This window comes from Shewanella xiamenensis (assembly GCF_014647135.1).
Classification (GTDB): domain Bacteria; phylum Pseudomonadota; class Gammaproteobacteria; order Enterobacterales; family Shewanellaceae; genus Shewanella; species Shewanella xiamenensis.
The window spans coordinates 1-21,960 of record NZ_BMOP01000013.1 but is presented as its reverse complement, the minus strand read 5'-3'; the positions used below and the strand labels follow the sequence as shown (position 1 = coordinate 21,960).

At 49.2% G+C, this 21,960-nt stretch carries 13 protein-coding genes and 1 rRNA gene; 9 read left to right on the top strand and 5 right to left on the bottom strand.

All coding sequences use genetic code 11. The annotated features are described in order from the left end of the window. Window positions 1–40: 40 nt before the first annotated feature. From IEY09_RS12385 to IEY09_RS12360, 6 genes are all read left to right on the top strand, one after another. Window positions 41–9,562: a putative Ig domain-containing protein gene (locus tag IEY09_RS12385; RefSeq protein WP_188871269.1), complete on the top strand. Its 9,522-nt coding sequence runs from the start codon at window positions 41–43 to the stop codon at window positions 9,560–9,562. Window positions 9,563–9,799: 237 nt separating this feature from the next. Then, a complete protein-coding gene (nudE, locus tag IEY09_RS12380; RefSeq protein ID WP_188871267.1) occupies window positions 9,800–10,351 on the top strand; it encodes an ADP compounds hydrolase NudE in 552 nt (183 codons plus the stop codon). Between the two features lie 70 nt (window positions 10,352–10,421). After that, window positions 10,422–11,234: a 3'(2'),5'-bisphosphate nucleotidase CysQ gene (cysQ, locus tag IEY09_RS12375; protein WP_172588438.1), complete on the top strand. Its 813-nt coding sequence runs from the start codon at window positions 10,422–10,424 to the stop codon at window positions 11,232–11,234. A 6-nt stretch (window positions 11,235–11,240) separates the two neighbouring features. Next, window positions 11,241–11,684 carry a GNAT family N-acetyltransferase gene (locus IEY09_RS12370; protein WP_172588439.1) on the top strand — a complete coding sequence of 148 codons (444 nt, stop codon included), beginning with the start codon at window positions 11,241–11,243 and terminating at the stop codon, window positions 11,682–11,684. 228 nt (window positions 11,685–11,912) lie between these two features. Continuing rightward, window positions 11,913–12,524 carry a TetR/AcrR family transcriptional regulator gene (locus IEY09_RS12365; RefSeq protein WP_144346701.1) on the top strand — a complete coding sequence of 204 codons (612 nt, stop codon included), beginning with the start codon at window positions 11,913–11,915 and terminating at the stop codon, window positions 12,522–12,524. After that, window positions 12,515–14,377: an MFS transporter gene (locus IEY09_RS12360; protein WP_188871265.1), complete on the top strand. Its 1,863-nt coding sequence runs from the start codon at window positions 12,515–12,517 to the stop codon at window positions 14,375–14,377. The genes IEY09_RS12365 and IEY09_RS12360 overlap by 10 nt, the downstream gene beginning before the upstream one ends. A gap of 77 nt (window positions 14,378–14,454) precedes the next feature. Here the strand turns inward: IEY09_RS12360 and mnmH are convergent, their stop codons facing one another. From mnmH to IEY09_RS12345, 3 genes are all read right to left on the bottom strand, one after another. Further along, the gene (gene mnmH, locus IEY09_RS12355) at window positions 14,455–15,570 is read right to left on the bottom strand and encodes a tRNA 2-selenouridine(34) synthase MnmH (RefSeq protein ID WP_188871263.1); all 1,116 of its coding nucleotides are present in this window, start codon (window positions 15,568–15,570) and stop codon (window positions 14,455–14,457) included. Continuing rightward, window positions 15,570–16,628, bottom strand: coding sequence for a selenide, water dikinase SelD (gene selD / locus IEY09_RS12350; protein WP_188871261.1), 1,059 nt, complete (start codon window positions 16,626–16,628; stop codon window positions 15,570–15,572). The genes mnmH and selD overlap by 1 nt, the downstream gene beginning before the upstream one ends. Before the next feature lie 96 nt (window positions 16,629–16,724). Continuing rightward, the gene (locus IEY09_RS12345) at window positions 16,725–17,831 is read right to left on the bottom strand and encodes an acyl-CoA desaturase (protein ID WP_037416479.1); all 1,107 of its coding nucleotides are present in this window, start codon (window positions 17,829–17,831) and stop codon (window positions 16,725–16,727) included. 143 nt (window positions 17,832–17,974) lie between these two features. Between IEY09_RS12345 and fabR the strand changes: the two genes are divergently transcribed. Then, the gene (gene fabR / locus IEY09_RS12340) at window positions 17,975–18,589 is read left to right on the top strand and encodes an HTH-type transcriptional repressor FabR (RefSeq protein WP_011070594.1); all 615 of its coding nucleotides are present in this window, start codon (window positions 17,975–17,977) and stop codon (window positions 18,587–18,589) included. A 66-nt stretch (window positions 18,590–18,655) separates the two neighbouring features. On the opposite strand, the gene trmA is transcribed toward fabR, so the two are convergent. Continuing rightward, on the bottom strand, window positions 18,656–19,753 hold the full coding sequence (gene trmA / locus IEY09_RS12335; protein WP_188871258.1) for a tRNA (uridine(54)-C5)-methyltransferase TrmA: 1,098 nt from the start codon (window positions 19,751–19,753) through the stop codon (window positions 18,656–18,658). Between the two features lie 141 nt (window positions 19,754–19,894). On the opposite strand from trmA, the gene murI reads away from it, so the two are divergent. Continuing rightward, a complete protein-coding gene (murI, locus tag IEY09_RS12330) occupies window positions 19,895–20,710 on the top strand; it encodes a glutamate racemase (protein ID WP_188871257.1) in 816 nt (271 codons plus the stop codon). 11 nt (window positions 20,711–20,721) lie between these two features. Here murI and IEY09_RS12325 read toward each other — a convergent pair whose 3' ends face one another. Then, a complete protein-coding gene (locus IEY09_RS12325) occupies window positions 20,722–21,186 on the bottom strand; it encodes an RNA recognition motif domain-containing protein (protein WP_037430549.1) in 465 nt (154 codons plus the stop codon). Window positions 21,187–21,847: 661 nt separating this feature from the next. Here IEY09_RS12325 and IEY09_RS12320 point away from each other — a divergent pair. Continuing rightward, window positions 21,848–21,960: ribosomal RNA gene (locus IEY09_RS12320) — 16S ribosomal RNA — on the top strand; the annotation flags it as partial.

Here is a 21,960-nt window from a genome sequence, read left to right as displayed (position 1 = left end):
AAATCAAAAATTTTCGTACACAGCTATTAAGGGGCTTAATATGTCATGCTGCAAAACAGATCATCCCGATGAGCGATATCAAACTCCGGCTTGTGGATTCGTAAATATAAATACAGGCATTAAGTGGATCGTTCAACTGGGTTTTGCAGCAGTAGTGTTGCTAAGTATGAGTGTCAATGCGGCTTCAATTCCTTCTAATGTCATTGTCGATTTCAATGCTTCTGGTTTTGTTGAGAGTGCAGACCATGGATCAAATGTTTTTACACAGGGTGACTTTAAAATAACTTACAGCGCCGCTAACTGGTTTCAGGATACGGATGATGGTCAGAGTAATTCTGCCGGGTTATTTGCAGGTATGTATTCTGGAGTTGAAACAATTACTGTCGAAACCACCTCGGGCAATGAATTTGACTTCGTTAGTTTTTACATCAATGCATTTGGTGGTGGTTTTGCCTCGGTTGAGGGCTTTAGAGACGGATCATCTGTGGGGACTCAAAGTACTGGGTCTGGCTTTGGTCAGGCTAATGGCTCATTTACTGTAACGTTAAACAACAATCCCTTTGATAATGTTGACAAGGTAGTTATTACTTCAAATGGCGGCGGTTATTTTGATGTATTTGATAGCTTTGTATTTAATACGGTTCCTGATGTCACCCCTCCAACAGTCACCAGTGTAAGCGTTCCTTTCAGCGCAACTTATATCACTGGGCAATCACTGAGTTTCACGGTTAACACCAGCGAAAACGTGATCGTGAATATTAGTGGAGGTACCCCTCGCATTGCATTGACTATTGGTGGCACAACCAAATACGCAACCTACTCGTCGGGATCTGGAACCTCTGCGCTTGTCTTCAGTTACACGGTTGAGAGTGGTTTGGTTGATTCTGATGGTATTACCGTAGGTGCGCTTGGTTTGAACGGCGGAACCTTGAAAGATGCTGCCAATAATGACATGACGCTGACGCTAAATTCTGTCGGCTCCACAAGCAGTGTTCTTGTGGATAGTGCCGCACCCACCGTTTCTTCTGTGACAGCCAGTACAGCCAATGGCACTTACAAATTGGGCGATAGCATCAGTATCCAAGTTAACTTTAGCGAAGTGGTGAATGTCACTGGTACGCCACAACTGACTCTGGAAACTGGCACAACGGATCGCACCATTAATTATGCGAATGGTAGTGGCTCCAGCAGCTTGACCTTCAGCTACACCGTTCAGGCGGGCGACAATAGCAGCGATTTGGATTATGTCGCCACCAATTCATTGTCGTTAAATGGCGGCACTATTCGCGATGCGGCTACGAATAATGCGACGCTTACACTGGCATCGCCCGGAGCGGCCAACTCATTGGGCGCCAATAAAGCGCTGGTTGTGGATGGCGTTACACCGTCTGTAACCAGCACTGCTCCTGTTGGTGGCGCAGTATCGACTGATACCAGCGTCGATTTCACGGTTAACTTCAGCGAATCCGTCAACAACATTTCTACCGATGACTTTGCGCTTGGTACTACTGGTGGCGCGACTGGCACTGTCGCCAGTGTCTCCGCGACCTCTGGCTCAAGTGTGACGGTGACCGTCAGTGGTATCACCGGCAACGGTACTATCAAGCTGAACCTGAATGGCGCAACGAATATCAGCGATGCTGCTGGCAACGTAGGTCCAGCCGCCTATACGAGTGGTTCCGCCCATACTGTGGCCATTCCGACAGTGCCTGATGCGCCAACCATAGGCACTGCAACCGCAGGTGATGGCCAGGTATCAGTTGCTTTCAGCGCTCCCGGCAATAACGGTGGTTCTGCTATCACTGGTTATACCGTGACCTCTAACCCCGGAGGTTTTACAAATACGGGTGCCAGTTCACCGATTCTCATCACCGGTCTCACCAACGGCACTGCCTATACCTTTACTGTGACGGCGACCAACGGGATAGGTACAGGCACAGCCTCGGCCGCATCCAACTCGGCAACTCCCAAAGCCGACCAGACAATTACCTTTGCCCAGCCGAGCAACTATAACTTTGGTACCACACCGAACTTGTCTGCAACTTCAGACTCCGGTCTCACAGTCACCTTCTCGTCGTCTACCACTGGTGTATGTACGGTGAGTGGCGTTGCTTTGACCTTTGTAAGTGCAGGTACCTGTACGATTGATGCCGATCAGGCTGGTAATAGCGCAACCAATGCGGCGACTACAGTAACCCAAAGCTTTACGGTGAATGCGGTAGTTCCTGATGCGCCAACCATCGGTACGGCAACCGCAGGTGATGCCGAGGCAACGGTAACATTTACTGCACCTGCCAGTACCGGTGGTGCATCGATTCTTGCTGGTGGTTACACCGTCACTGCTAGTCCAGGTGGTGCAACAGGTACTGGCTCCGGTTCGCCGGTTACAGTGACCGGCTTGACCAATGGTGTTTCCTACACCTTCACGGTGACAGCGACTAACTCGGCGGGCACGGGGGCGGCTTCGGCAGCATCGAATTCCATTACCCCGGCATCACCACAAACCATCACCTTTAACAACCCTGGAGCACAGACCTTTGGGACTACACCAACGCTGACAGCCAGTTCGTCTGCAGGCGGTGGTTATGTTGTCACTTTCACCTCATCCACCCCTGGTGTCTGTACGGTGAGCGGCACTACGCTAACATTCGTGACCGCTGGCACCTGTACTATTAATGCGAATCAAGCGGGCGACTCATCCTACTTGGCCGCTCCCCAAGTCAGCCGCTCGTTTGCGGTAAGTGCGATTGTTCCCGGCGCGCCCACCACTATTGTTGCGACGGCAGGCGATACCCAGGCGAGCGTGGCGTTTGCACCTCCTGCCAATAACGGCGGTTCGAATATCCTCGGCTATGTTGTATCGGTGACGCCAAATGATGTCTTACCTGTCAGTGGCGCAAATTCACCGATTGTGGTGAGTGGTCTAACTAATGGTGTGACCTATACCTTTACGGTGGAAGCTGAGAATGCAGTGGGTTTCGGCCCTGCCTCCAGCGCATCTAACCCAATTACGCCCAAAGCGATCCAAACGCTTACCTTCCTCAATCCGGGCGATCAGAATTTTGGTACATCGCCAACACTTACTGCAACGACCGACGCAACGGGTGGGTTGATCCCAACCTTTACCTCATCAACACCCGCTGTCTGTACGATTACTTCCGGTGGTGTTTTGACCTTTGTAGCCACAGGCATGTGTACGATTAACGCGGATCAGGCGGGTGATGCGAGTTATTTGGCGGCGACTCAAGTTAGTCGTTCATTCAGTATCAATGCCGTTGTACCCGGCGCGCCAATAATCGGCACTGCCACTGCGGGGAATGCTCAAGCAACGGTGAGTTTTAGTGCCCCGGCATTCACTGGTGGCGATGCCATTACGGGCTATTCCTTAGTATCGACTACAGGCGGTATTACGGCATCGGGCACGTCTTCACCCATCACGATAATGGGATTAACCAATGGGACTTCCTATTCATTTACGGTTGCAGCTATAAACTCAGCCGGAACCGGTAGCGCCTCCACGGCGAGTAATACAGTGAAGCCTAATGGTGCTCCCGTTATCAGTTCAACGGCGTTAACCAGTGCCACCCAAGATGCAGCCTATAGCTACACCTTGGTAGCGACGGATAGCGACGTGGGCGACAGTGTCACCTTAAGTGCCGTGACACTGCCAAGCTGGCTGAACTTCAATCCGGCGACGGGCGTGCTGAGTGGTACCCCAACTAATGCTAACGTCGGCAGCCATGCCGTGGTGCTACGCGCCACAGATGTCGATGGCTTAACCGCAGAGCAAAGCTTCACGATTGTGGTCGCGAACGTTAACGATGCACCGACCATCAGTTCAACGGCGTTAACCAGTGCTACCCAAGATGCGGCCTATAGCTACACCTTGGTAGCGACCGACAGCGATGTCGGTGACAGTGTCACCTTAAGCACAGTCACTCTGCCAAGTTGGTTGAGCTTTAATGCAGCTACGGGCGTGTTAAGTGGTACCCCAACTAATGCTAATGTTGGCAGTCATGCCGTGGTGCTACGCGCTACGGATGTGGATGGTCTGACGATTGACCAGAGCTTCAGCATTGTGGTGGCGAACGTCAACGATGCACCAACCATCACCTCTAGTGCACAGACTAGCGCCACCCAAGATGCAGCCTATAGCTATACTTTGGTGGCGACCGACAGCGATGTGGGTGACAGTGTCACCTTAAGTGCCGTGACACTGCCAAGCTGGCTGAGCTTCAATCCGGCGACGGGCGTGTTAAGTGGCACCCCAACTAATGCTAACGTGGGCAGCCATGCGGTGGTGCTACGTGCTACGGATGTGGATGGCTTAACCGCAGAGCAAAGCTTCAGCATTGTGGTCGCGAACGTCAACGACGCACCGACCATCAGTTCAACGGCATTAACCAGTGCTACCCAAGATGCAGCCTATAGCTACACCTTGGTGGCGACCGATAGCGATGTCGGCGACAGTGTCACCTTAAGCGCAGTCACTTTGCCAAGTTGGCTGAGCTTCAATGCAGCCACTGGCGTGTTAAGTGGCACCCCAACTAACACCAATGTCGGCAGTCATGCCGTGGTGCTACGCGCTACGGATGTGGATGGTCTGACGATTGACCAGAGCTTTACCATTGTGGTCGCGAACGTTAACGATGCACCAACCATCACCTCTAGTGCACAGACTAGTGCCACCCAAGATGCAGCCTATAGCTACACCTTGGTGGCGACCGACAGCGATGTGGGCGACAGTGTCACCTTAAGTACCGTGACACTGCCAAGCTGGCTGAGCTTTAATGCAGCCACGGGCGTGCTGAGTGGTACCCCAACTAATGCTAACGTGGGCAGCCATGCAGTGGTGCTACGTGCTACGGATGTCGATGGCTTAACCGCAGAGCAGAGCTTCAGCATCGTGGTAGCAAACGTCAACGACGCACCGACCATCAGTTCAACGGCGTTAACCAGTGCCACCCAAGATGCAGCCTATAGCTATACTTTGGTGGCGACCGACAGCGATGTGGGCGACAGTGTCACCTTAAGCGCCGTGACTCTGCCAAGCTGGCTGAGTTTTAATGCAGCCACTGGCGTGTTAAGCGGTACCCCAACTAATGCCAATGTCGGCAGCCATGCCGTGGTGCTTCGCGCTACGGATGTCGATGGCTTAACCGCAGAGCAAAGCTTCAGCATTGTGGTGGCAAACGTCAACGATGCACCGACCATCACCTCTAGTGCACAGACTAGCGCTACCCAAGATGCGGCCTATAGCTACACCTTGGTAGCAACGGATAGCGACGTGGGCGACAGTGTCACCTTAAGCGCCGTGACTCTGCCAAGCTGGCTGAGCTTTAATGCCGCGACTGGCGTATTAAGTGGTACCCCAACTAATGCCAATGTCGGCAGCCATGCCGTGGTGCTTCGCGCTACGGATGTCGATGGCTTAACCGCAGAGCAAAGCTTCAGCATTGTGGTGGCAAACGTCAACGATGCACCAACCATCACCTCTAGTGCACAGACTAGCGCTACCCAAGATGCAGCCTATAGCTACACCTTGGTGGCGACCGACAGCGATGTCGGCGACAGTGTCACCTTAAGCGCCGTGACACTGCCAAGCTGGCTGAGCTTTAATGCCGCCACGGGCGTGTTAAGTGGTACCCCAACTAATGCTAACGTCGGCAGCCATGCGGTAGTGCTACGCGCCACCGATGTCGATAGCTTAACCGCAGAGCAAAGCTTTAGCATTGTGGTGGCAAACGTTAATGATGCACCGACCATAAGTTCAACGGCATTAACCAGTGCTACCCAAGATGCAGCCTATAGCTACACCTTGGTGGCGACGGATAGCGATGTGGGCGACAGTGTCACCTTAAGCGCAGTCACTCTGCCAAGCTGGCTGAGCTTTAATGCAGCCACTGGCGTGTTAAGTGGCACCCCAACTAACACCAATGTCGGCAGCCATGCGGTGGTGCTACGCGCTACCGATGTGGATGGTTTAACCGCAGAGCAAAGCTTCAGCATTGTGGTGGCAAACGTCAACGATGCACCGACCATCAGTTCAACGGCGTTAACCAGTGCCACCCAAGATGCAGCCTATAGCTACACCTTGGTAGCAACGGATAGCGATGTCGGCGACAGTGTCACCTTAAGTGCCGTGACACTGCCAAGTTGGCTGAGCTTTAATGCAGCCACAGGCGTGTTAAGTGGCACCCCAACTAACACCAATGTCGGCAGTCATGCCGTGGTACTACGCGCCACCGATGTGGATGGCTTAACCGCAGAGCAAAGCTTCAGCATTGTGGTGGCAAACGTTAATGATGCACCTGTCGCTACCAATCAGACAGTGACGCTAGAGGAAGACAGTTCGGTGATGATCACGCTTGCGGGTGAGGATGCCGATAATGATCCTCTGACCTATGAGATCAGCGCCCAACCTGCCTCTGGTACCTTAGAGCAGCACGGTAGTGTCTGGCTCTACACGCCTGAGAAGGATTTTAATGGTACTGACTCTATTGGCTTTATCGCTAAAGATGCAGAGCTGAGCTCAGAGCCTGCCACAGTCACCGTTACGGTTACGCCAGTGAACGACGATCCTCAAGCTATCGATGACAGCTATACCTTAACCAGTACTGCAAATGACACCTATTCACTGCCGGTGTTGGCAAACGATGTGGATGTCGATGGTGACACCTTAAGCATTGATGGTGCTGCTGCGGATATTGGCAGTGTACAAATCACAGCTGATGGACTCAGCTTTACCGCGCCCGAGGCTTATGTGGGGCCTGTTGCACTGCGTTATACCATTAGCGATGGCAACAAAGGCCGAGCAACCGCCAAAGTCAATGTGCTGATTGAAGGCGCTGACTCAGCGAGTCAACCCGTGATCACCCTTCCTGATGATGTGGAAGTGAATGCGACTGGCCTGTTTACGCGGGTGAAACTCGGTTTTGCCAAGGCGGTTGACCGTAATGGCCATCCATTACCCGTGTCGCTGGTGAATAAGAGCTTGTTCTTCGCCCCTGGCAACTACTTAGCCTATTGGCAGGCAGTGGACGGTGAGGGTAATAAGGCGATTAAAGCGCAGAAGGTCAAAGTCAATCCATTGATTTCGCTGAGCAAAGATCAAGTTACTGCAGAAGGGAATCAAGTGACCGTGAGTGTTCACCTCAACGGAGAGGCACCAAGCTATCCGCTGAGTATTCCTTACACAGTGTCAGGAACGGCAGACAGCAGCGACCATGATTTGGTTGATGGCGTAGTGGAGATAGCCTCAGGACAAATGGCAGAAATCCACTTTACTACCTTGAACGATGGTGTGAGTGAAGGGAATGAAGAGGTATTAATCAGCCTTGACCCAAGCCTGAATCTTGGTAGTAAGCAGCAGACCCAAGTGGTGATTACCGAAGCCAATATTGCACCACAGGTTAGTTTGGCGGTGACTCAAGCTGGCCAACAGCAGGTGATAGTCGCGCAAAATGGCGGCGACGTGCATATTCGTGCCACCGCCTCCGATGCCAATGAGCAAGATACATTAACGCTGACGTGGGCAAGCGGTGCGTTAAGCTTGCAAGCGGATGCGACGGGGATGATGTTCTCTCCAGCCGCGGTAACGCCGGGGATTTATCCCGTGAGCTTAACAGCGACCGATGATGGTTCGCCTATGCTGTCGAGTACCGAAACAGTGTACATCGTAGTGCGTCCAAGTTTAGCTGCATTGACGAGTGCCGATGCGGATGGCGATTTAATCCCTGATGTTCAAGAAGGCTATAGCGATAGCGATAGTGATGGCATCCCAGATTATTTGGATGCGAACAATGACTGTAATGTGATGCCTGAAGGGGAATTGCAGCCAGTGTACTTCTTGGCCGAAGGGCAAGCGGGCGTCTGTTTACGTTTGGGAAATATTGCCCTAAGCCGTGGACAGAGCGGTGTGCAACTACAGCCTGAAGCCGTGGCTGAAGATGCTTTAGCTGCCAATGTGGGCGGTATTTTCGACTTTATTGCGACGGGTCTGCCACAACAGGGCCAAAGCTATAGCTTGGTATTGCCACAACGTTCGCCCGTTCCAGCGAATGCCGTCTACCGCAAGTTTAATGCGCAAGCGGGCTGGCGAGACTTTGTGATTGATGCAAACAACACTGTTGCCAGTACTGAGGGGGAACGTGGTTTCTGCCCGCCACCGGGGGATAGCCGTTGGACACCGGGATTAACCGAAGGCCATTGGTGTGTGCAGTTGACTATCGAAGACGGTGGCCCTAACGATGATGATGGTGTGGCTAACCGTACTATCGTCGACCCAAGTGGCGTCGCGGTGATGCTCAATGGTAACCACTTGCCTGTCGCCAATCCCGACTCGGCAGCAATTGCTTGGAACCAAAGTATCGATGTCAATGTGCTTGCCAACGATACGGATAGCGATGGCGATAGTTTGAGTGTTACTCAAGTGATCAGTGAGTTTGGCACTGCCACAGTGTTAGCGGATCAACGGATCAGTTACACGCCAGCGGCAGACTTTATCGGCACCGATGTGTTGGTGTATAGCATTACCGATGGTAAAGGTGGTACGGCAAGTAGTGAGCTGACGATTGAGGTGAATGGCAACACAGCCCCTGTGACTGTTGATGACAGCGCCGCCACCGATGATCGCACCAGCTTGCTTATCGACGTGCTGAGTAATGACACCGATCTGGATGGTAATACGTTGACCCTGTTAAGTGCGACAGCTCAACAAGGCAGTGTGACTATCGAGGCGAATAAACTGCGTTATATCCCTAAAACAGGGTTTGATGGTGTGGATACCGTGACCTATAGGATTAGCGATGGTCAAGGTGGTGAAGCAACGGGGCAAGTGCTTATCACTGTTAAAGCCTATCAAGAGGTCATTATCGATAATAAGTCAGGAGGAGGCAGTATGACCTTATGGGCGTTGGCATTTATCTTAGCGTGCGCCATGTTGCGCCGCCGAGAGCTACAGCGATTGGCCTTAGGCTGCCTGTTATTTCTCAGTGTGACGCAACAGGCACAGGCAACAGACTGGTATGTTGAGGGGTTCATTGGCCAAGCGAAGGCCGATAAAACCCTGCCTGAGTTGAACGTCCAAGTCGGAGAGGGGCAACTTCTCAACGTCGATGACTCGGATACCGCATTTGGGGTGAGTCTGGGTTATCAGTGGACGCCGACCGTAGCGTTGGAACTGGGTTATGCCGACTTTGGTGAAGGAAGCGCGAGAATTAAGGGCTCGACGTTAACGCCAGCGCAATACCATGAGTTGGTGAAAACCGTCACTCCAGTCCTTGCCGATGGGGCGATGCTTGGCCTGAGACTTACCTTGCTTGAACATGAGGGGTGGCGTTTTGAAGTACCCGTTGGCTTGTTCCATTGGCAAGCAGATATCAGCAGTAGCATGGGCAATACAAGGATCAAGACCGATTTAGATGGTACTGATTGGTATGCGGGAGTGCGTTTTAGTTACCAATTCAGTGATGCTTGGTCCGTGGGGTTAGGTTATCAATACATAGATATCGAGCCGAATGATCTATTGAGTTATCAGCTCAATCTGCGCTATCAGTTTTAGATGATGTTGACATCAAAAGGGGCTTAGCCCCTTTTTTGTTGGTGATTTTTCGCGGTAAAAAGCGAAAAGTTTTAACCGTTTCTCCTTTGTCCTTGCTGAGTATGTGATTTAAATCCCATGGCTTGGATGGTGGTCTTTGGAATAGCCGCACTAAATTCAGGTTGTAGATTAAAGACAGGATAGTAAGATTGTCACTTATCCTAGTTAGTTTGTTGCTATTTTTATCCAGGGGCAGTTATGTCGCAGCGGCACCATAAGCCGGAAATCTTGCATACTGAAGTTGTCGCTAAGAGCCGTTTGTTTCAAATTGAACAGGTCCATCTTAAATTCTCCAACGGTGTCGAGCGCCAGTATGAGCGGATGAAGGGCGGAAGCCGTGGCGCTGTGATGGTGGTGCCCATTCATCAAGGCAACATGTTGTTAGCCCGTGAATATGCCGCTGGCACCGACAATTACGAGCTAGGTTTTCCTAAGGGATTAATTGACCCTGGTGAGCAAGCTATCGAGGCGGCCAATCGAGAATTACAGGAAGAAATCGGTTTTGGGGCGCGTAAGCTGACACTGTTGAAAGAACTTAGTCTTGCACCGGGTTATTTCTCTAGCAAGATGCAAATTTTCATAGCAGAAGATTTATATGAAAGCCGCCTCGAAGGCGATGAGCCAGAACCCATAGATGTAGTGCCTTGGGCAGTGGCCGAGTGGGAAGCGTTACTCGATAATAGCGATTTTTCCGAATCTCGTAGTGTGAGCGCATTGTTTTTAGCGCAGAAACACCTACAACTTAAATAATCTTTTTCGTTAAAGCGTTCAGCAACTGAGTGCTTGTAAATCATTCGCGAAGTTTGCGATTGGAGTGGTTATGAAGCCAGAAGAGTTAATCGACGAGGTGATTGCGATAGCAACGGATGCGGGTCGCACTATTCGTGAGATTTACCTCAAGGGTAATTTTGAACGAGAAACCAAGTCTGATAATACCCCCGTCACCTCGGCGGACTTAGCGGCGAATAAGCTGATTTGTGAACGCTTAGCCGCATTGACTCCCGATATTCCTATCCTGTCGGAAGAGGCTGCCGATATTCCCCTAAGCGTGCGCGAAGGCTGGAAACGTTATTGGTTAGTCGACCCTCTAGATGGTACGGGGGAGTTTATTGCGGGCAGTGGTGACTTTTCGGTGATCATTGCGCTGGTGGAGCACAATCGCCCTGTAATGGGCGTGGTTTATGTGCCTATGACGCAGGTGTGTTACTACGCCATTGCGGGCTTAGGCGCCTATAAACGTACCGATAAGCAAGAAGTGCGTATCAGTAGTCGGCAAATTCAGCACCGTGAGCAAGTTTCCCTCAGGTTAGCGGTAAGTCGTCGTCAGGACCCCCAATCCGTGTTGACCCTATTCAATCATCCTAAGCACTGTGAGTTGGTGGTCATGGGGGGCGCAGCCTTGAAGAGTTGTCTAGTTGCCGAAGGGCGTGCCGATTGTTATGTGCGAGTCGGGCCGACAGGTGAGTGGGACACTGGCGCTGCGCAGATCATTATTGAGGAAGCGGGTGGCCAGCTCATGGATACCGAGCTGCAACCTTTAACCTACAACGAGCGTGAGACGCTTGAAAATCCTAACTTTATTGTTGTGGGTGCGCCCAATTTAGCGTGGGATAAAATTTTAATTGGTGAATAGTTTTACATGCAGTCGATTCGTCCAGTATTAAAGTCAGAATTAGCCGACGTGTTTCAACTCGAGCAGGCTATCTTTGGCGAGCATTGTTATCCGGATTTTTTCTTCCGGCAAGGGTTTGATTGTTGGCCCGAGCATTTTCTGGTTGCCGTAGACGCTGACGGGGAGCTTTTAGGCTATTTGCTCTGCGCTCAAAGTGGCGACCCTACTTGTATGTGGATCCTGTCCGTGGCGGTGAGTGAGCAAGCCCGCGGGCGAGGCATTGGTAAACAATTAATCCAACAATGTTTAAGCCAAATACCACCTCTGGTTAAGCGGGTGGATTTAACTGTCGATCCCCATAATCCTGCCCATGGTTTATATCAGCGTTTAGGGTTTGTCGATACTGCCTTCGAAGCGGACTATTTTGGCGCTGGGGCCGACAGAGTCGTGATGAGTTATCACTGCCGCTAGGTAAAAGTTCAATCTCGAAATGGTGCCCTCAATTGAGGGCGTCATTTTTTATGCGTTAAAAGTTAAATTCCCTCCAAGGTTCGCATCGAGCGATTGCCCAGAGTTAGACTTTCTTCCCTCATTTTTATGCCTTTTACTTCATGCTGTACGCAAAATAAACTTATTTTGAACGTTGTTTTTTATTTTTCAGGCTGTTAATCTCACACCATTCAACAGGGAGTGAGACCTATGGCGAGACGCAAAGAACATAGTCATGATGAGATTCGTGCTATGGCAATAGAAGCAGCAATGGCACTGCTGCAACAGCAAGGGACACAAGAACTGAGTTTACGCAAGATTGCTAGCCAGATTGGCTATGTGCCGAGTACCTTAATCAATATCTTTGGTAGCTATAACTACCTTTTGTTAGCCGTTTCTGAGGCAACGCTGCAGGCGCTGATGCATCAGCTCTCCGAGGTAAATGCAGATAATAGTCGCAATAAAATCATCAGTATGGCGCAAAAATACGCTGAGTTTGCCCATGCGCAGCGCCAATGTTTTAAGTTGGTATTTGAACTGCAGCTACTCGACTCCGAACCTTTGCCCGAATCCCAAGGCCAACTTATTGCGGGTTTATTCAGTTTAATTGAACGTGAGTTAGCCCTGTTGTTCCCCCATAAGACTGCTGAGCAGCAACTCCAAATGAGTCGAGTACTCTGGGGCGGGATCCACGGACTGGCAGCATTATCGTTGGATAATAAATTATTTGCCGATACAGTATCTTTACCCGCTTTGCTAGAAAGTCATGTAACAGGGTATTTACAGGGAATGGGTTACCAGAGGGAAGAAGCATGCTGCTAACAAAACGTTTTTTACCGTATTTCGCAACCCAATGTCTGGGCGCACTTAACGACAATATCTATAAAAATGTGTTGCTGTTGCTCGTCACCTTCAGCCAAGTCAATGATTTACCCATTAGCGTCGACATGTTTGTTAATTTGGCTGCTGGGGTCTTTATCCTGCCGTTTTTCCTGTTCTCGGCTCATGCGGGTGTGGTGGCCGACAATATGGATAAAGCCAAGCTTATCCGTCGCTTAAAACTGCTCGAAGTCATCATTATGTTCAGCGCCGCACTCGCCATTGTGAGTGAGAATTATATGATGATGTTATTACTGCTGTTTTTAACCGGTAGCCAGTCAGCCTATTTTGGACCGGTCAAATATTCCCTCTTGCCTCAAGCCTTAAAAGAGGATGAGTTAGTGACGGGCAATGCCTGGGTTGAGATGGGGACGTTTTTGTCTATCTTGATCGGTACCTTGAATGCCGGGATTTTAGTGTCTGAAAACAACGCCACCTTGTGGTCGGCCATCACGGTCGCAGCCCTTGCCTTGGCGGGGTATTTGTCTAGCCGTGCGATCCCTGCTTTACCGCCACAGGGCACAGTTCAGAAAATCCAATTTCGGCCATTATCTGGCACTTGGCGCACCATTAAGAAGGCACGCCAAACGCCTTCGATTTGGATGGCCATCCTCGCCATTAGCTGGTTCTGGTTTTTGGGGGCGACATATCTGACCCAATTCCCTAACTTTGCCAAGCTGCATTTGCACTCTGGTGCGACAGTGGTGTCGCTGCTACTGGGAATGTTCTCTATTGGGATTGCGGTGGGCTCCTTTGTCTGTGAGCGTTTTTCCTTTGGCCATGTGGAGTTAGGCTTGTTGCCCTTTGGGGTGCTCGGGTTAACCGTGTTTGGTGTGGACTTGCTGTGGGCGATTCCGCCTGCACCTGCGGATGCTAGTTTTGTTTATGGCTTACAAAGCTTTATTGCCGAGCAGAAGCATTATCGAGTGATGCTGGACTTCTTTATGATTGGTGTCAGCGGAGGTCTGTTTATCGTGCCTCTGTACGCCTTTATTCAAGCGCGTTCTGCGAAGGGAGAATGTGCGCAAGCGATTGCCGCGAATAACATTATGAACTCACTGTTTATGGTGGCGTCGGCGTTGTTGTCTATGCTGTTACTCGGTGTGGCTGGCTGGAGTATTCCACAGTTATTCTTACTGTTGGCGGTGATGAACTTTGTGGTTGCGCTTTATGTCTATTCGCAGGTGCCTGAGTTTACACAACGATTTATCAGTTACTTACTCAGCCATGTGATGTATCGGGTGACTGTGACTGGGCGAGAAAAGATCCCTAAGGAAGGTGCAGGGATTATCGTCTGTAACCATGTGAGCTATGTGGATGCGTTGATCATTATGGGCGCGTCGACCCGGCCGATTCGTTTTGTGATGGATAAATCGATCAGTGAAATTCCGGTGCTGAAATACCTGTTCCGCCATGCAGGAGTGATTCCGATTTGTTCGCCACGCCAGAGTGAGGCGACTTACAATCAAGCCTTTGAATCAATTCATGAGGCGTTAGCGAATGGCGAGTTGGTGTGTATCTTCCCCGAAGGTCGTTTAACGCCGGATGGTGAACTCGGCGAGTTTCGCCCTGGTATCGATAAAATCTTGGCCCGCGATCCCGTGCCCGTAATCCCTATGGCGCTCAATGGTCTGTGGGGCTCTTACTTCAGTCATAAAGATGGCCATGCATTGACCACAATGCCGAAACGCTTCTGGTCCAAGGTATCGGTGAGCTTAACGGATGTGGTGGATGGTCAAAGCGCTGATCGGCACTCGCTAAGGGATAGTGTCTTGAATCTGCTCAATAAGTCCTAACTTGACGAGATAGATAAAGAAAACCGTGGCAGTTAGCACACGGTTTTCTTGTTTTTAACATGCTGAGCTGTACTTGTTTAGCCAAGATTATCTTGCGATAAGTTATCTAACCACTGATGCATGTCTTGGTGATTTCCCCTAAAAAGCACTCTATGTGCTTTTTTTGCTAATTGGTATTCATACATAGGGTCGTAATACTTTTGCAGTAGCAGGCTTATCCAAGTTAAATGCTGTGAGGTTTGGTTTTGATTGAGTTGCTGCGTCAGAGCCAGTTGCATGATGTCTTGTAATTCTTGAAATTGTTTACCACCGAGACGTTTACGAATACTGGTAAGACTCTGCAAAAGATATTGGCTAAAGGCATCAAAGCCTGCCTCAATACCTAAGCGTTCAACAAAACCGTGATGCATTTTATGAACATATTCATCGAGTAAGCGAGTGAGCCTGATGTCATCTTCTTCTTCGAGTACCACAATATCGGCTGCCTGCATTGCGCTATAAAAGCTTTGCGGCAGCGCTGAGCGGCCAATCAGAAAGCTTTCATCCTCAAGTAGTAAGCAGGAATGATTACCCTGTTGGTGGCGGAGTAGTGCAATCGCGAGCTGATTTTCAAAGTTTATTTGCGTTGGTTGTGGGTCGATGTTTTTACCAAAACTCGATCCTCTGTGATTGGCGATACCCTCAAGATCCACTGCCTCTTTGCGCTGTTTTAAAAAATCCGTTTTACCGCAGCCCGTCATACCACTTAGGCTTAACAAGCGTTGTTCGTTAGGGACGGCATCAATCACACCAATTAAATATTGGCGCATGCCTTTGTAGCCACCCTGTACATAAGGTACGACTACGCCCGCTTCTTTAAGCCATTGCTGAGTTAATTGTGAACGCAGGCCACCACGAAAGCAGTAAAGATAAGCTTCGGGGTGGGCCGATAAAAAGTGTAACCAAGCATCAATTCTTTGTTGTTTTACTGCGCCATGTACGAGTGAATGGCCTAAGGTAATCGCGGCTTGCTGTCCTTGCTCTTTGTAGCAAGTGCCGACCTTTTCCCTTTCTTTATCAACCATTAACGGCAGATTTACCGAGGAAGGAAACGCGCCGCGGTCAAACTCGATTGGCGCTCTTAAGTCGATTAATGGCTGCCCAGCGATAAAGATATCGTGGTATTGCTGGGCCTGGATAATCGTTGTTGTCATTAACACAGCACCACATTGGCGGTGGAGGTGGGCGTTTCTAGCGAACCAATGCAGATAGGCTCAATTTGATGGGCATTAAGCAGTGCCACCAGTTCTGCTTCGGCCTCATTCGATACCGCCACTAACAAGCCGCCACTGGTTTGCGGGTCACACAAAATGGCTTTTTGGTGATCGGTAAGTGCGGGCAAGTGTTCGCCATAACTGTCGTAGTTACGATGGGTACCACCGGGTATACAGCCTTGCGCTAGATAGTCGAGGGCGCGCGGCAAGAGTGGCACTGCATCGAGTGTTAATTTGGCGGTGAGTTTAGCGCCTTGGCACATTTCGAGCAGATGGCCAGCAAGGCCAAAGCCAGTGACATCGGTCAGGGCGTTTACGCCTTTGATCTTAGCGATCTTAGCGCCTACGCTATTGAGCTGGCACATGGCATTCACCGCAATGTGGCTATCTTCGTCTTTTAGCTTCTTCTGCTTTTGTGCCGTGGTCAGGATGCCAATGCCAATAGGTTTTGTGAGATACAAACGATCGCCAGTTTTAGCAGTGTCGTTTTGTTTTAAATCGGTTAAGGCGATTTGTCCTGTTACTGCAAGGCCAAAGATAGGTTCAGGTGCATCGATGCTATGACCGCCAGCCAGCATAATGCCTGCTTCCATACAGGCTTGACGACCGCCATCAACCACTTGTTGCGCGATTTCGGCAGGCAATTTGTTGATTGGCCAGCCTAAAATAGCAATCGCCATCATCGGCGTGCCGCCCATGGCGTAAATATCACTAATCGCATTGGTGGCAGCAATGCGGCCAAAGGTAAAGGGGTCATCAACAATGGGCATAAAAAAATCAGTGGTACTGATAATGCCAATCTCATCATTGAGCTTATACACGGCCGCATCATCGCGACTCTGATTGCCGACCAGCAGATTAGGATCGGTAAATACAGGCAGCTGCGAGGCAAGAATGGTGGTCAGTACTTTAGGGGAAATTTTACAGCCGCAACCGGCACCATGACTATATTCGGTGAGTTTAATGCTATCGGTTGGAGATACTGCACAATTCGACATGAGCCTAACATCCTGTAAAAAGTGAATGAGGCATCATAATAATAGGATACGGCCACCATGCAAGGCGGCCGTATGATTTTTACCGATAATTGTGGCCTAGCTATAAGTTGCAGTCAGGCTCTTCCAGCTTTTTTGCTGATTCAGGAGTCGGGTTTTTAGCTCTTCGACTTGCTGCAATAATTGCTGATCGACCAGTTGCTTACGTTTGGCCTCTAACAGTGCTTTTTGGGCTTGATAATATTCGAGTAAGTGTTGTTTCATCAACTCATACTCTTGTTGAATCTTTTCAATAATTTCATCGGCATTTGGCAAATTGAGCACTTTGCTTTTAGCATGCAGCAGTTGCATTTGTAAGCGGGCACTCTCGATTCGCTCCTGCGGACTCGTGCGTAAGTCTTTGGCTAAACCCACCCAAGATAACGCCTTAATCAACCACTTAGTCGGATCGTAATGCCACCATTTAATCCCGTTACGATAATCGTTTTCGAAGATATGGTGGAAATTATGGTAACCCTCACCGTAGGTCAGTACAGCCAGAAAACCATTATCGCGAGCCGTATTTTTATCGGTATAAGGTTGGCTACCCCACACGTGGGCGAGGGAGTTAATGAAGAAGGTGCAGTGATGCACGACCACTAAGCGCAGAAGTCCCGCCATCAGTAACATACCCGCGATATTGCCAGTGAACCAGCCTAATAAAGCAGGCAGACCAATATTCATAAGTAGCACAAGTGCAAGATAGTGCTTGTGTTGCCACATCACGATACGGTCGTTCTGTAAATCACGCACGTTTTGGTAGTCATGGTAACGCTGGGCTTGGTATTCGCGCAGCATCCAACCGATATGGCTGTACCAGAAACCCATGTTGGCGGAGTAAGGATCTTTGTCATTGTCATCGACATGCTTATGATGCACTCGATGATCGGATGCCCAATGTAATGCGCTGTTTTGTAATGCTAATGCACCACCAAGTGCGTAGATGAAACGTATTACAGGGTGTGCCTTATAGGCTTTATGTGACCAGAGTCTATGGTAACCCGCAGTGATCGACAGACCACTGGCAAAGGCTAACACCACAAAAGCAATCCATTCGCTGGCACCGTAACCGTGGGCTAGGCCATACCAAGGAACGAGGATTACCGCACTGAGAAAGGTTAGGCTAAATAGGGTGACATTAAGCCAGATGATAGGGGGTTTATTCATTATAGTTTCCAATATCCGCATTTGAGCGTACAACTGTAAGCTAATTTAGCCCAGCAATCTTGTTTGGTCAAGGTGGATAGGGCTGTGTTTCAATCGCAAAAGCGGTATTATCGCGTCATTACATTCAGTTAGCGGATTCAAGAATGGGTATTCGTGCACAGCAAAAAGAGAAAACTCGGCGGGCTCTAGTCGATGCGGCCTTTAATCAGCTCAGTGCTGAGCGGAGCTTCTCTAGCTTAAGTTTGCGAGAAGTGGCGAGGGAAGCCAACATTGCGCCCACATCCTTTTATCGTCATTTTAAGGATATGAATGAGCTCGGGTTGACTATGGTCGACGAGGGCGGGCTTACCCTAAGGCAAATGATGCGCAAGGGGCGTCAACGTGCTGAAGCGGGTGGTAGCGTGATCCGTATATCAGTGGATACCTTTATGGAAGTACTTGATTCTAATCCAAACGTTTTCAGAATTTTACTGCATGAGCGTTCAGGTACCTCGGCGGCATTCCGCGCAGCGGTGGCTCGCGAGATTGAACATTTTATTTCTGAATTGGCCCATTACACCGAAGCGACGGCGGGCCGTACACCTATGCTAGCCAGAGCGCAGGCAGAAGCGCTAGTGACCTTAGTGTTTAACGCCGGAGCGTCGGCACTGGATATGAAGCGCGCCGATCGTAAAGTGCTTGCCGATCAATTAGTAATGCAGCTGCGCATGGTCGCCAAGGGCGCTGAAGCATTACAACATAAAGTAGAACATCGTTAGTTGGGTACGGTTTGACTAAAAACAAAGGAGCCACAGGCTCCTTTGTTTTTAGGTATATAGAGTCGCCTAACGACGTTCTAACAGCACACCTGTTTCCATATGGTCGGTGTAAGGGAACTGATCGAATAGCGCAAAACGTGTCACCTTGTGAGTCTGATTTAATTGCTGCAAATTGTCTTTTAAGGTGTCGGGATTGCACGAGATATACAAAATCCGCTCATAACCTTGCACTAAGTCCAACGTAGCTGGGTCAATACCTGCTCGTGGTGGGTCAACAAAAATGGTGTTGCACACATAGCTATCCAGATCGATGCCTTCTAAGCGCCTGAAGCTGCGTTTTTTGGCCATCGCATCGCTAAACTCTTCCGCCGACATGCGGATAATTTGCAGATTATCGATATTGTTGACTTCGATATTGTATTGGGCTGCATCCACCGAAGGTTTAGCTAACTCGGTCGCGAGCACGCGATTAAAGTTTTGTGCCAGCGCGATAGAGAAGTTGCCATTACCACAGTAAAGCTCCAGCAAATCGCCTTGGCTGTGTTGAGTCACGTCGATAGCCCATTCCAGCATCTTGATTGCCACCTTGGCATTTGGCTGGGTAAAGCTGTTTTCGATTTGTTTGTAATGGAAAACTTTGTCATTCACTTGCAGTGACTCAACCACAAAGTCTTTATCTAAATCGATTTTCTGTTTGCGCGCACGGCCAATGATATTGACCTTAAATTGGCTGCTCAATCTAGCTTTGAGCGCGGTGGCTTCGCTGCGCCATTGGTCATCAAGCTGTCTGTGATACAGCAGTGATACTAGAATCTCACCACTGAGCGTTGATAAAAAATCAACCTGGAAGAGTTTGTGGCGTAGGCTGTGGTTAGGTTTTAACTCGGCGATCAGTGCCGCCATCATTTGATTGATTAACGCACTCGCAGGTAAGTATTGATCACAACGTACTTTGTCGTTCAATACTTTATCAAACATGTAATAGTATAAATCGTCGCCCTCATGCCATACGCGAAACTCGGCGCGGATACGGTAGTTGGCAGGCTCAGAGGCAAACACTTCAACACTCGGCGTCTCAAATTGGGCAAAGGTCTGCTCTAGCTTGATACGCTTTGCAGTCAGTTGCGCATCATAGGTCGTAGGATCCATTGCTGCTAAATTCATTGTTGATTCACCGTGGCTGTAAATTGGGGCGCAAATTTTATACTAGGTGACACGAATGTCCAGCATCTTGGTTTTGCGGTTTGAGCAAAGCTGTGGGAAAATCCGCCCGCGCATGGGGCGAAGAATTAACTGGAGATGGGCTTGTCGCAACCAATATTAGTATTCGATTCTGGCATCGGCGGTCTATCCGTATTAGCAGAAATTCGCAAACTGCTTCCTCACCATGATTACTGCTATTTATTCGATAATGCCAGATTGCCCTATGGCGAATTGGAGGAGCAGGAACTTGTCTCAGGCTGTGTCGCGCTAATCGACCAAGTCGTAGAGCGTACCCATGCAGCAATTGTTGTCGTAGCTTGCAATACCGCGAGTACGGTTGTGTTGCCCGCGCTGCGTGCCACTTTAACTGTTCCTGTTGTCGGTGTTGTCCCCGCCATTAAACCTGCAGCGCAGTTATCTAAAAGTAAGCGTATCGGTTTACTAGCCACCCCAGGTACGGTAAAGCGCCACTATACTCACGAACTCATTAGCCAATTTGCCGATGACTGCCATGTAGAGCTGTTCGGATGTTCGGAATTAGTGCTGATGGCCGAGCAGAAGATTGCCACTGGTCAGCTGGATATGGTGCGATTAACGCAGATATTGTCGCCGATTGTCGAAGCGGAGTTAGATGTATTGGTACTTGGATGTACTCATTTCCCAATGATGCGTGATGAATTGCAGCAGGTATTGGGTCAAGGTGTGACTCTGCTTGATTCAGGTGAGGCAATAGCTAAACGAGTCAAAACACTGTTAGCTACTAAGAGCGAACAGCAAGGTCTAAAAGACGAGCACCAAGATTCGGTTATGCAGGCGTTTTATACTAAAGCGGAAATCAGTGAGGGATTGATGACTATGTTAGTCGATTGTGGCTTTTCGGCCCTAGAGCGAATCACCACAATCAACCAGAACGGATAAGCTAACGCAGATTATTCATCAGTACCTGTACGGTCGGCGGCTTCCGAATCTTGAGTCTTAGCTTCTCTAACCTTTAAGGTTCTTTCTTGGAAGTTAAAGTCATTTAGCTTAACCATTGCTTTTTGAGCACCTGCTTCGGACATTTCAACAAAACCGAAGCCTTTACGGCGGCCTGTTTTACGATCTCGAACTAAACGGACTGAATTGACTGGGCCGAATTCACCAAACAAGACTTTCACTTCTCCCTCATGCACACGATAAGGCAAGTTACCTACATAGAGTGTCATTGTCGGGCCGACATATTGTTCATCAGCAGCTTGAGTAGTACCTAAATCAGGGACAAATTTAAAGATAAGCGTAGTAATAATCACGCCAGCAACAAAGGCGATGTAAGCGGGTAATGTTGTTGCAAATTGAGATAGCGCAATTGCGCCAAGAATGGCAATAACCAAAACAATAAGAAATGACTTTTGCATATAAATGCTCTCTGAATGAAATAGAAAATGATAAATAACTGTTAACAGCAAGTCATATGGTAATGAATTATTTACTTTTACACTAGACTGCTGCCGAAAAATTGAGCGCGAATTATCATTTATCAGATAAAAACTTACATCAAAATTGAATAACCAAGCCAAAATAGATAAAAAATAAACATAATGCTTAAAATGTCGGCGTACAGTCTTTAGGGGCTAAAAAAGCACTTGCACAAAAAGTTCCGCTGCCTATAATGCGCATCCACTGACACGGCAGACAGCGATACGCAGTTGCAAGTGCCAGTTCATCGAGTGATTCAGTCCTTGATGAGCGAAAAGAAAGTTTAAAAAACTACTTGACGCAAAAACGGGAATGCGTAAAATACGCAGCCCTGACCCGCTGAAATCAGTAGTGATAATGCGATGGTCAACGCTCTTTAACAATTTATCAAGCAAATCTGTGTGGACACTCACAGGTGTTGAGTTAATCGAAATTACTCTGCCGTTTGGCGAGTAATCAAAAAATTAAATCAATGAATGAGTGTTCATAGCAATATGTACATACAGTAATGTATGAATTGAAACGCTATGCTTCTTAGTGAGCAGAGCGAATCAAAACAGTAGAATTCATTGAGTCGTTTCTTCGGAAACAAAAAACTTTTAATTGAAGAGTTTGATCATGGCTCAGATTGAACGCTGGCGGCAGGCCTAACACATGCAAGTCGAGCGGCAGCACAAGGGAGTTTACTCCTGAGGTGGCGAGCGGCGGACGGG